At 43.1% G+C, this 13,007-nt stretch carries 7 protein-coding genes; 2 read left to right on the top strand and 5 right to left on the bottom strand.

The features are described from left to right. Positions 1-58: 58 nt before the first annotated feature. On the top strand, positions 59-2,758 hold the full coding sequence (locus tag B3P16_RS24285) for a glycoside hydrolase family 88 protein (RefSeq protein ID WP_313159087.1): 2,700 nt from the start codon (positions 59-61) through the stop codon (positions 2,756-2,758). Positions 2,759-2,820: 62 nt separating this feature from the next. Then, positions 2,821-7,005, top strand: a complete 4,185-nt coding sequence (locus B3P16_RS22030; RefSeq protein ID WP_286844328.1) for a hybrid sensor histidine kinase/response regulator transcription factor — start codon at positions 2,821-2,823, stop codon at positions 7,003-7,005. Between the two features lie 249 nt (positions 7,006-7,254). On the opposite strand, the gene B3P16_RS22025 is transcribed toward B3P16_RS22030, so the two are convergent. The 5 genes from B3P16_RS22025 to B3P16_RS22005 form a co-directional block, all read right to left on the bottom strand. Then, on the bottom strand, positions 7,255-8,448 hold the full coding sequence (locus tag B3P16_RS22025; protein WP_286844326.1) for an MFS transporter: 1,194 nt from the start codon (positions 8,446-8,448) through the stop codon (positions 7,255-7,257). 146 nt (positions 8,449-8,594) lie between these two features. After that, positions 8,595-9,503, bottom strand: a complete 909-nt coding sequence (locus tag B3P16_RS22020; protein WP_286844325.1) for a helix-turn-helix domain-containing protein — start codon at positions 9,501-9,503, stop codon at positions 8,595-8,597. A 174-nt stretch (positions 9,504-9,677) separates the two neighbouring features. Further along, on the bottom strand, positions 9,678-10,742 hold the full coding sequence (locus B3P16_RS22015) for a dihydrodipicolinate synthase family protein (protein WP_286801552.1): 1,065 nt from the start codon (positions 10,740-10,742) through the stop codon (positions 9,678-9,680). After that, positions 10,742-11,764 (bottom strand): NAD-dependent epimerase/dehydratase family protein, encoded by a 1,023-nt coding sequence (locus B3P16_RS22010; protein ID WP_115048011.1) that lies wholly within the window; start codon positions 11,762-11,764, stop codon positions 10,742-10,744. The genes B3P16_RS22015 and B3P16_RS22010 overlap by 1 nt, the downstream gene beginning before the upstream one ends. Before the next feature lie 7 nt (positions 11,765-11,771). After that, positions 11,772-13,004, bottom strand: a complete 1,233-nt coding sequence (locus tag B3P16_RS22005; RefSeq protein ID WP_115048013.1) for an Nramp family divalent metal transporter — start codon at positions 13,002-13,004, stop codon at positions 11,772-11,774. Positions 13,005-13,007: the final 3 nt, after the last annotated feature.

Raw genomic sequence — 13,007 nt, 5'->3', positions numbered from 1 at the left:
TTTTCCTGGCTCTTTATAAAATAACTTAACCATTTCACCTTAAAAACCTACAGATAACATGAATGTTAATGCGACGTCTTTGCGAAGATATACCCTCTTTTTGCGCTTTCGAAATTTAAAAAGGCCATCCATTGCCAAAGCACTATTTTTGACGGGAATTCTGTGCGCTTTTCAACACGTTGAGGCACAGAGTACCAGGCAGCTGCAAAAAGCGTGGGGCCTTGCAGATCAACAAGCTCAACTACTTTATAAAGAATTGCAGCTCTTGAAAAAAAAGGATTCATCCTTGGTTTCGCCACGTACGCTTTCCACAGATAACGAACTGGTTGCCGTGAAAAGGGGGGACTGGACCAGTGGTTTTTTTCCTGGCGTCCTATGGTTTCTCTACGAAAAGTCGGGAAAACAACAATGGAAGGATCTCGCTTCAGAAACAACAAGGTCGATCGAAGCGGAGCAATTTAATGGTAAGACCCATGATATGGGCTTTAAGATCTACTGTAGTGTTGGAAATGGTTATCGATTAACTGCAAATCCACTGTACCGGGAGGTGCTTGTACAGGCAGCCAAAACGCTGGCAACCCGCTTCAATCCAACAGTCGGCTGTATACGTTCGTGGGACCACAATAGCCACCGCTGGGACTTTCCGGTTATCATTGATAACATGCTCAATCTAGAATTGCTGTTTGAAGCAACCAAACTCACTGGAGACTCTACTTATTATCAGATCGCGGTGAGCCACGCCAACACAACGCTAAAAAATCATTTTAGACCGGATTACAGTACCTATCATGTGATAGACTACAACCCGAAAACAGGAGCAGTGCAGCATAAAAACACCCATCAGGGCTTAAGTGACGAATCGACCTGGTCGCGGGGTGAAGCCTGGGCACTGTATGGCTATACGATGTGTTACAGAGAAACCGGCGATCCGAAATATTTGCAGCAAGCCGAAAAAGTTGCACATTGGCTGTTTACACATCCTAATATGCCGAAAGACTTGATCCCTTATTGGGATTTCGATGCACCTCATATACCAAATGAACCACGGGATGTGTCGGCAGCGACAGTCATCGCATCGGGGCTGTTGGAATTAAGCACGTATAGCAACCAAGGAAAAGATTATCGTGCAAAAGCACAGACCATATTGGCTAACCTGATAGACCATTACATGTCGCCACCAAATAAAAATCGCGGTTTTATATTATTACACAGTACGGGATCGAAACCTTCCAATACCGAAGTGGATAAACCTTTGAGTTATGCCGATTATTATTTCTTGGAAGCACTGCATCGACAAGAAGAGCTGCAGTCCGGAAAAGTGCAATCGGATCTGGTCCGGAAAAATCCAGCGGGACAATTGATCTATTTTCCGGATGCACAGGGAAACGTCATCCCCGACTTTAGCCATGTGGGCTATCATCAATGTGATCAAAAGCTGCCCAATGTTCCTGTCGTGGTTACGGTAAAACCCAGCATAAATGGCGATGATCAGCAAATTATACAGCAGGCTATCGATGCCGTAGCAGCAAAACCACCTGATAAAAACGGTTATAGAGGTGCTGTTTTGTTAAAAAAAGGCCTGTACACTATACCTGGGAGTTTGGAAATTCATGCCAGCGGTGTGGTGTTGAGAGGTGAGGGGGATGCCGAAGGACAAACCCTGCTTAAAGCAGCAGGCCAGCACCAACGGAGCTTATTGAAAGTTTCCGGTACGGGTAATTATACAGTGGATCAGGCTAGACAACAGTTTGTTAAGCCTGGCTATGGACCTGTAGGGGCTAACTATGTTCTGGTCGATCGTCCGAAGGAATGGAGAGTGGGCGAGCAGGTCCTCCTCTCGTATGAAATGAACGATGCCTGGATTGAAGCGCTTCGAATGAACCAGATTGAAAAAAGAGAAGGGACGAAACAGTGGACAGCGCGGGAATACAAGCTAAATTTTGAACGTACTATTTTAGCCATTCGAGGTGACTCTGTATTTTTTGATAATCCCCTGGTGATGGCGATTGATCCGAGGTACGCAAAAGTGGCCGTCATTCCCTACACCTTCGACGGGCGTATAAGTGAAGTTGGGATCGAAAATATACGGTTCGAGTCTGATTTTGTAAGTGATACGGACGAAAATCACGGCTGGATTGCAATTGATATGGATAAAATAACGAATGGTTGGGTGCGCAATATCACCGCGCGTTATTTTGGCTATGCGGCGGTGAGTCTTGGTGCTTTTGCCAAACAGATTACAGTAATGAAGTCGCGGTGTCTGGATGGAAAATCTCAAATTACAGGCGGGCGGAGGTATTCGTTCAATAATGACGGTCAGCTTAATTTATTTAAAGAACTTTATACGACGGAAGGTCGTCATGATTACGTAACAGGGGCCAGGACCCTCGGTCCGAACGTTTTTAGCCTTTCTAGCGCGGAACGAACACATGCGGATATTGGTCCACATCATCGATGGGCTGTTGGAACCTTATACGATCAAATCGTAACGGATGGTGAAATTAATGTGCAGGATCGGGGTAACTGGGGGAGTGGACACGGTTGGGCTGGGGTGACACAAGTCTTATGGAATTGTACGGTCAAAAGTGCTGCAGTACAACAGCCCTGGACTTCTGGGCAAAATTTTGCCATAGGCGTAAAGGGAGAAAAAGTAGCAGGAAGACTGAAAAATAGAAACGCTGGTTATTGGGAAAATCAAAACCGGATAATGTCGATCGGCTCGCTTTATGAGCAACAATTAAAAGATCGATTAAAGTGATTCTTGTTCGTGTTTATTCAATGGAATGATTATTTTTATCATCCATTTCAATTATATACCTTATGATGCCACTACGTGTTTTTGTGCGCTGTTTTTGCTGTGCTTTAGCGTTAATTTCTGTTTTGCATGCGCAGGAAAAAAACTATCGTTTTTTACACTTGGATGTCAATGAAGGTTTGTCTCAGGGCAGCGTTTTCGCTATTGCTCAAGATTATTTGGGTTTTATGTGGATCGGTACCCGTGATGGCTTAAATAAGTACGACGCTCGAAAGTTTACGATTTACCGCAGCAATCCACAAGATAGCCTTTCCTTAGAGCACAACTTTATTCAAGCGATTACGGAAGATAACAAAAGGCGGCTTTGGATAGGGACAATGACAGGACTGAATTTATACAATCGTGCGTCAGACAATTTCATCCGTATACCCTTACCTACTGTGGAGAGTAGCAGTGGAAAAATGGATGTCAACGTTCATCAGATTTTTCAGGATTCCAAGGGCAAGATTTGGATTGCGACAAATATAGGCTTGTATAAGATTAAAGAGGGCCGGCATCTCGAAGCGGAATTGGTCTTCAATGAGATTACCGTTGAAAGAAGCCAGGGAAAAGAATACTATCGTAATTTTCGAACCGTGTATGAGGATCGCAGAAAGCGATTGTGGTTTTGTACTGATGATGCCATTGTACTCATGCAGGCCGCATCGAAAGATGGAAATAGTTTAAAGGTTCTACGGACTTACTTCAAAGAGAAATCAGTAGATAATAAAGTTAATCAACGGTTTCAGGCCGTATTGGAGGTTAGTCCAGGTATATTCTGGGTAGGCACGAAATATAATGGGATTCGGATTATCAATGAGCATACAGGCGAAATATCCTCGTTAACTGAAGCGGGCAATCATACAGGTTTGGCCAGTCAAGATGTACGGTCCTTAAAAAAAACAGTTGATGGAAAGATTTGGATCGGAACATTCAATGGCCTATATGTTTATCAAAATGGAAAACTGCTTTTTATTCAGGCAGACGATGGAAATCCCAATAGCTTAAGCAATAATTCCATTCGTCCTATATTTCAGGATAAGAGGGGATCTATTTGGATCGGAACCTATTTTGGAGGGGTCAATATCTATGACAAGGATATTCCCAATTTTCAGAATTTTACCCATCAAGCTAAACGAAATAGCTTAAGTTACAATGTGGTGAGCGCTTTTGTTGAAAATGGAATGGGAGAACTTGTAATTGGAACTGAGGGTGGAGGATTGAATTATTTTAATCGGCGTACGAATTCGTTTTTTAGTGAACGTCACGATAAAAATAACCTGAATGGCCTAAGTCATAACAATGTGAAGTCCATTTGTCTAGATAAGGGAGGGAACTTATGGGTAGGTACCTATGACGGTGGATTGAATTTAAGACGAAAGGGGCAACAAGGCTATGAACATTTTCGTTTCGATCCCAATGTAAGTAATGGCCTGGCAAACAATAATGTCTATGCAATCTTAGAGGATCGCAATGGCGATATTTGGATTGGCACGTTCGGTGGCGGACTACAGGTGCTTCGTAAAAACCAGAAAGTGGGATCTTTCCAGACATTTGATGTTGCAGGAAAGCAATTGAGCTCCAATATGGTGCGTGCTTTGCTAGAGGATTCAAAAGGTAATCTATGGATCGGTACTTCCAATGGGTTAAATCTAAAAATAGCCGGTACCGATAAATTTGTCTCCTTTCTAAATGACAAGAAAGATTCTCTTTCAATTAGCGGAAATGATATTGTGAGTATCCATGAAGATCGAAAAGGACAGATTTGGATCGGTACCTATATGGGTGGGCTCAATCGCTATCTTCCGGAGAAGAAAGCATTCAAAAGGTTCAATGAACGAAATGGATTGCCGATCAACAATGTTTTTGCGATGCTGAGCGATCTGAAAAACAAATTGTGGTTGAGTACAAATACAGGGATTTCTTGTTTCGACCCCCTATCGGGTCATGTACGCACCTATACGAAGACCGATGGTCTTCCTGGCAACGAATATATTCAAAATGCAGCAGCAATGTTGCGGGACGGAAAACTTGCCTTTGGAAGTTTCTCCGGCTTCACCCTATTTAATCCGGATAGTTTAAGTGTCAATAATTATATTCCCCCCATTCAGTTTACAGAGCTGAAATTATTCAATAAAACAGTTCTCCCAGGTATTGATGCTGTTATTCCCAAAGATATATCCATGATGGATGAATTGATACTTGATCACAATCAAAATGTTTTTAGTCTCGAATTCAGTGTGTTGAATTATGTCCATCCGGAGAAAAATCAATACGCGTATTATCTGAAAGGTTTTGATCAAGACTGGAATTATGTGAGCAATCGCGTGGCTACGTATACCAATTTAGACCCTGGTACCTACGAGCTTTGGGTAAAGGGGGCTAACAACGATGGGGTATGGAACGAAAAGGCAACGGTTTTGAAGATTAAAGTGCTGCCAGCACCCTGGAAGACATGGTGGGCCTATAGCGGCTATTTTCTTCTTTTTGCTGCGGCCGGTTTTTTGATTATCCGATTTTTCCTCGGCCGGAATAAATTGAAACAGGACCTTTTGATTCGGCAAATAGATTCGGAAAAACAGGAGGAGCTCCATGAAGCAAAACTGAATTTCTTTACCAATATCTCCCATGAATTCCGTACGCCATTGTCATTAATTATCGGGCCGTTAAATCAATTAAAAGGCGACCGATCGCTTTCAGCGTATGCACAGGAGCACCTTGGTTATGCGACGAGAAATGCCGATCGGTTGATGAATCTGGTCAATCAGCTGCTTGATTTCAGAAAACATGAAGGCGGAAAGATGAAATTGTTTTGCCAAAAGGTTCATCTTGCTACGTATTTGGAAAACATTCGCCAGAATTTTCACTTTATTGCCGAAAAAAATAATATTCAGTTTTTTCTGGATAATAAGGTAAGCCCTAATTACGTTGCAGGTTTCGATCCGGAACAATTTGAAAAAGTCCTTGTCAATTTGATTTATAATGCGTTTAAATTTACGGATAAGGGGGGTAAAATAAAGATACAGGTTGAGCTAGAAGTGGAAGGTGAGTTGGAGAAATTGCTTGTTTCCGTTTGGGATTCCGGGCGTGGAATCCCACCCAAAGATATTCCTTTTGTATTTGAACAATTTTATCAGGCCAATACAAAAGGCTTGTCGGCTACCAATGGTGGAATAGGTTTGGCACTTTGCCGTTCCATTGTCCAGTTGCACGGCGGGAAACTCACTGTTGAAAGCAATATGGCACAGGAAACGACAGACTACAATACGGTATTTCGGATCAGCCTGCCCCAGAGCGCTGTCGTCATCGAAGAGCTACAGGTCTTAACGGATACTCCAGGGATGATATGCGCTGACCCAGCAGATGCCGGTATGCCCTATGTGGATACTACAAAAACAGCAATTGAGCGTCCTGCGGCGGAGGAAGATAAACCCATCATACTTGTTGCCGAGGACAATGTGGAGCTACGTTGTTTTCTATGTGAAAATTTACGAAAAAAATATATTGTTTTGGAAGCCAACGATGGTATTGAGGCCTTGGAATTGGTGCAAACAAAACAGCCCGATATTATCATTTCGGATGTAACGATGCCCAACTGTGACGGAATCACACTTTTGCAGCAGATTAAAAATGATAGCAGTTCAAATCATATTCCGGTGATTCTTTTGACAGCCCGCACAGCTGATCCTTATATCACAGAGGCATTTGAAATCGGTACAGATGATTACATTACCAAGCCCTTCAGTATGCCGCACCTCATTCAGAAAATTTCTAACATCTTACAGACGCGGAAAAGGTTGGAGGAAAAATTTGTACAGCATTATCTTCTTGGAGCGCAGGGAACAGATCTGCCCGAAAGAACCCGTTTCTTGGATCAGGTGTTGAAGATTGTTGAAGAAAATCTGGGCTGCGAAGATTTTGGCGTGCTTGATCTTACAAAAGCCATCGGTGTGAGCCGCTCTGTTTTGTACCGCAAGATTAAGCAGCAAACGGGACTGAATCTGGTTGAATTTATTAATATGGTCCGTCTCAAGAAAGCAGCCTATATTTTGGTGAACGATACAGGTTTGAGTATCAGCGAGGTGGCTTATCAGGTCGGGTTCAATGATCCAAAGTATTTTAGCAAATCATTTAAGAAATTCTATAAGGAGAGTCCACGTACCTATGTTGAAAAATTCGGTGTAAAGGAAAGTAGCAATTTAGAAAAATAAGCAAGGGTTTTCGTGATTTGGTCAGCAGCAGCGAGGACAGCAGACTGAATTTTTTTTCGGTCAAAAAAAAAGGTTTTCAGACGGGGAGAATGAAAACCTTCAATAACCAATTATAAACCTAAATTATGATGCAACAAATATAGTTGTTTTTAATACTATTTTAAAAATAATTCAACTTTTAAGTATAGTTTTGTAGCTGTCCAGCTACAGGTTAATATTGCCCTGTCGCTGAAAGAACCTGCCCATAGCTTATACGCTTTTGACCAACTTATGAATAACGTATAAAGTGGTCAATCCCAACAGCGCAAATATGCCATAACCTAATCCAATCTGAAACTGCGAAGAAGGGTTTACCAAGCTTACCGTGATGTAACTGAGTGAAGAGGTCAGCAGGTAGGTAATTCCGCCAACCAATCCGCCGGCGATACCTGCCGACAATGGAAACCTCCCTAAACAGTAGCTGAAATAATTGTTAAAAATAAATCCTGCTGTACAATGTACAGCAAATGCGAAAAATGTCAATGTATAGAGATTTGACAGGTAAGGTGAAACCAAGAGCATACATACAATCAGGCTGATCTGAATGAAGTTGGCGATTCTCAACTTCGGAACCAAGGCTCTTTTAATAAGGGCTTTACCAATAAAACCACCACACATCCAAGCTAAGCCCATAATTAGCGAGGTATAACCGGTTGTGATTGCGCTATAGCCCAGCTGGTGTTCAATAAAAAAGGGACCGCTGAGGTTGTAGAACATGACAAGACCGTAGGATATACCGCACATGACTATACCGAAGGTAAAATCATTGCTTTTAAGCATCATTTTAAATTCACCAATCAGGTAGTTGATATGGAGAGGTTTCTTCTGTTTGATTGTTTCGCCAGAAAAGATCAGTTCAAGGATGAAAAGTACAGCACTGTAAACGGTCAGAACCATAAAGTTAGAACGCCAACCAAATTGTGTCTGAAGGTAGCCGCCAATAAAAGGAGCGACAATCGGACCGATCGACCAGACGATGGTCATAATGCTGAGGTAGTGCTTGCGCTGTTCACCTTCGTAGACATCCACAAAATAGGCTCTTTTTGAGATGACCACGAATGCCGATAAGATGCCCTGTAGAATACGCATCAGGTAAATAACCCAAATATCTTGCGTGCTTGCTGTAATCCAGAAACTGACAATGAAAAGGAAAAGTGATATCAGGTTGATGCGATATCTTCCCCAAGCGTCAACCAACGCTCCTGTAAAGAACTGAGCAACACCATAGCTGATTAGAAAAAGCGAAAGGGTTAGCTGGATTTTGCTTTCATTCAAGCCAAGCTCCTGAGCCATTTGTGGCATCGACGGAAGATAAATATCGGTCGCAAGTCCCGTAATCGGGACAAGTGCAAATGCTAGTATCGTCGGGATAAAAGATTGCTGTGGTTTAGTGTTTTTTTCCATCCTTTAATTTTTTAAATTTCGCGTCTCTATGGACGTTCATGCAGCCAGCCACTTTTTTCTCTTTGACCTGCTAAATATGATGTGGACAAAAGTAGCTTCATTGCCTGTTTCGAAAGATATAGAATTCAAACAAATTATTGTGAAAATCAAACAGGCCTGTTGCGAAAAGCTAAAGGCGGTATGCCCGCATGCTTTTTGAAATAATTACTGAAGTTTGCGGGTTCCTCAAAACCCAGGGCATAAGCGATTTCATTGATATTCCAGCTGCTATGTTGGAGGAGGGCTTTTGCTTCCTGTGTGATGCGTAGCGCGATGAGTTCTTGGGTGGTTTTTCCTGTATTTTGTTTCAAAGCCCTGTTTAGCGAATTGACATGGATATTGAGCTGCTGTGCATAATCCGTTGCATTTTTAAAACGAAGCAAATTTTCGGTGTCAATCGGAAATTGGCGTTCCAGTAGCTCTAAGAAAAGATGTGAAATACGCTGATTGGCGTTTTGGTAAGGTGATATTCCCTCATTTGGCGCTAGTTTTAATGTTTCTAAAACGAGTAACTGCAACTGATTCCGGATAATTTCATATTTGAACGAAAAATCAGATAGCAGTTCCGCATTGATGCGCTGAAAAATGTGATCGAAAAGATCGACCTGTTCGTCCGTTAAGAAATAGACGGGGCTACCACTCGGATTGAAAAAATGGCTTTCGAGGATGTTGTGGTTGTAATGTTTGTCCTCCTGAATGAATTTTTGCGTAAAAAGACAGAACCATCCTTTTTGATCGGGATTGTCTGTTTCCCAAGAGTAGGGAACAAGCGGACTTGAAAATACAAGCGCTGGACGGTCAATAGGGATCCATTGATCGCCATAATGCAGTTGACCCACGCCGATCATAAGGGATATTTTGAAATAATCTTTTCTATTGTACGGTGATTTTAAGGGGCAATGCTCACGAGAAAATACGTTAAAATGAGAAATTTGTTCGGGCGAGGAGCTTATTGGGTAATTGGATTCTCGAAATACCCGTTGATAGAAATCAATTATATTTTCAGAAGTTGTCATGACGCAAAGTTATAAAAATCAAACCTTTTGTTGTGCGCGAGATTCCTCCCGGTCAGTCATTGATTGGTAAAATATGAACTGGAGCAAAAAGGAAGGTCCCATCACCTCGTTAGCTATGACTAGCCCGGGTGATGAGACCTTTGAGAGGGAACCGATTGTTATAAAAGGAAGCGACTATTGGGATCTAGATTTAAGAAACTCCTTGACAAATTCATCGTCGTTTAACTCAGGGTAGTCTTTATATACACGATCAATTTCTTCTTGCTGTCCGATGGAAAGATTTTCGTCGGGGTTCAGACACCAGATACCTTTCATCAAACCTTGTCTACGGAGCACCTCATGTAAGCCTGGTATACAGCCATGGAATGCATTTGCTGGGTCAAAAAATGCGGCATTACTGTCTGTGACAGCAATTGCTTTGCTTAGGAGATGGCTCGCGTGGAAGTTATTGGGGTTCTGTTTGTATGATTTTATTTCCCGAAGGAGCTCAACGGCCTTTGCCGTCCAAACGGCCCAATGACCTAGTAAGCCACCTTTAAATTCTATGGAGACGTTTTCTCCAGCTACGGGGAAATTATACACGCTCATCAGATCGTTGACAATATTGTCATCATTGCCCGTGTACATGGCAATTTGATCTCGCCGGCTGGAGTTTGCTATAGCACGCATAACGTCTAATGTCTGGTAGCGGTTGAAGGACGCGCACTTGATGGCGACGACGTTGTCGATTTCGGCAAACTGCTGCCAAAAGGAATAAGAGAAAATACGGCCACCAACGGCAGGTTGAAGATAGAATCCAAAAACAGGAATAATAGCTGCTATTGCTCTGACTCGATCTAATATTGCATTTTCAGTCCAGCTTTGGAGTCCGCCCATACTCAAAAGTCCGATATCATAACCGTATTGAAGTGCCGTGTTTGCCTCCTGTACCGCTTGTTCTGTGGCGCCGCAGATGCCCGCAATTCTGATAAATGGTCGTTGGAGCTCAGCTTTATCGACTTCTTCGCTAGCCCATCGCAACACGGTTTCAAAAAGATTGATCTCAGGGTCCCGGATTTCAAACTGGGTTGAATGTACAGCGACAGCGATTCCGCCCGCTCCACTGGCTATGTAATACTGGGTCAGGAGTCGTTGATTCGCTTCGTCAATGCTGCGGTCCTCATGGAGGGCGAGGGGGTGCGCCGGAATGACCGTCCCTTCCCAAAGCAACTGTTGTAATTTGTTGTCTAAAGTTTTCATTAGAATTTTCCTTTTCGTTCTTGAAAGTGCGTGTCTTTGTTCCATAGTTCGCCACCTTGGATCAACCATTTGGCTGTAATGTCTATCGCTTCCCGTATGGTTGTCTTCGGGTAGCCAAATAAACGATGGCATTCGGAAGCGTTGTTTAGTAAAGCAGTTCCGGCGGGCTCATTCACAAAGATGGGCCTAGTGTTGAAATGCTCAGCAAAGCGCTCTGCGATCCATCGTGTAGAAAGGATTTCGGGCCCCGTGACATTCAGTATTTTGGCCGGAGACTGACAGTGCAATAATGATCTTAAGGCAATTTCGTTGGCATCTCCCTGCCAGATGACATTGACATTTTCGGTTGTCAAATCTATTGGGAGCTGCCCTTTGACCGATTTTGCAATTTCGACGAGGACACCATAGCGAAAATCCACCGCATAATTCAATCGGTAGATCAGGGTAGGTGTACCATTTTTCTTCGAAAAATACTCGAATATGCGCTCGCGTCCCAAGCAGGATTGTGCGTATTCACCGACAGGCTCGGGCGTTCTTTCCTCGGAAACGCCGCCATTGCTTATCGGCACAAAGGGCAGTACGTTACCCGAAGAAAAAGCAACAATGTTGGAGTCTCGAAAATGAGAAGCTACCATTCCGGGAAGATAGGTGTTCATTGCCCAGGTGAAATCTTCATTTCCTGTGGTGCCGAACTTATGTCCTGCGAGGTAAATGACATTCGGAACCTGCGGAATCTTTTTGAGTTCTTCCTCATTCAGCAGGTCGCAGGCGATGGTCTCTATGCCTAGATCTTCCAGTTCCTGTTGGAGTTCCTTGGTTGAAAAACGCGAAACACCAATGACCTTTTTGTCTATTCCTGCAGCTTGAATAGCCCGCATGGCTAGTTTTGCCATGCTTGGCCCCATTTTTCCGCCAATACCTAGGAAAAGAATATCACCTTGTATCTTTTTTATATCTTCAATTAGATCTAATGATGGTGCAAGTATTTGCTGTTCCAATTCCGCTAAATTGTTATGGTCCATGTCTGAATTATTTGATTAAATTATAGAAATTACTAAAAGCAAGAAAAACGAGTAAGAGAAGTCCGAGGATTGCCCATAACCTTGTTAGTGGGCTGTTTCTGAGCGCACCCATAATTTCTTTGTCGTTTGCGATCAGAAAGAGGATAATGCCAATAAAGGGAACAAGAAAAATGGTGATGCTTTGGGCAAAAACAATAAGCTCCAAGGGGAGATTTCCGAAGATCAGTGCGATGGCAGACCCAAAAATCATGACCAAAGAAATAAAGAGTTTCACTTTGGGGTGATTGAGATTGTTGCCGAAGCCAAAGGTATCGCCCAGTAATGAACCGCCTAATACAGCATTGCCGATCAAGGAAGAAAAGGAGGCGCCGAAAAGGCCGATAAAAAAGAGGTGTGAGGCGTAGCTTCCCAAAAGCGGTTCCAATGCACGGCCCATCTCAGCGGCAGAACTCAATTTGATGCCTTGCGGATGAAGGGTATTTGCAGCGCAGACCATCACGGCAGCACTCATGATCCCGAGTATAATGATGCCGATTCTGCTCCCGACTATTTGCCGTTCCGAAGTCTGCTTGTTGGACGACAGTTTTCTTCTTGACTGCACAAGATAACTTTGATAAAAGGCTCCCACGATCGAAAAGCAAGACGCTGTGAAAGCAATAATTAAACCCATTGATAAAGGCGGGAGGCTTGGAATAAAACCTAAGAAAAAGTCCTGTGCAGACGTCTTTGTCATTATGGCTGTGGATAAAAAAGCAAATAGCATAAGGATAATAAGTGCTAGCATCAGTTTTTCCAGTAGCGCATAGAAAGACTTGAAGAACAACAGTAAAATGCCGATGACATTAAAAACGATGATCCATATTTTAGGGTTTGTCCCCGTTGCTTCCGAAACAGAAATGGAGACCCCTGTGGCATTTCCGGATTGAAAACAGGTTGCGACAAGGAAGATTCCGAGGCCAATGATGATGGCGGTTGTTTTACCAAATTTCTGGCGAATCAAGGTAAGTAAAGATTCGTCTCTCGCAATGCCGATACGTGCCGCCATATTGGTGAAAACCATCATAAAAAAGATCGCGACGACGACAACCCATAATAGGGCGAAGCCATAATCTGCACCCATTTTTGATGTGATGGTCATTTTGCTGGGCCCGAAAACCAGGGCGGCGGTAATGATGCCGGGACCTAAGATGGATAGCCAATTTTTAAACAAAGAGGGTTTTGGCTCGAGGTTGTTTTCCATGAG

Source organism: Sphingobacterium sp. UBA7631, from assembly GCF_002483935.1.
GTDB classification, from domain to species: Bacteria; Bacteroidota; Bacteroidia; order Sphingobacteriales; family Sphingobacteriaceae; genus Sphingobacterium; species Sphingobacterium multivorum.
Note: the sequence above shows the minus strand (reverse complement) of the source record. Positions and strands in the feature narration are given on the sequence as shown.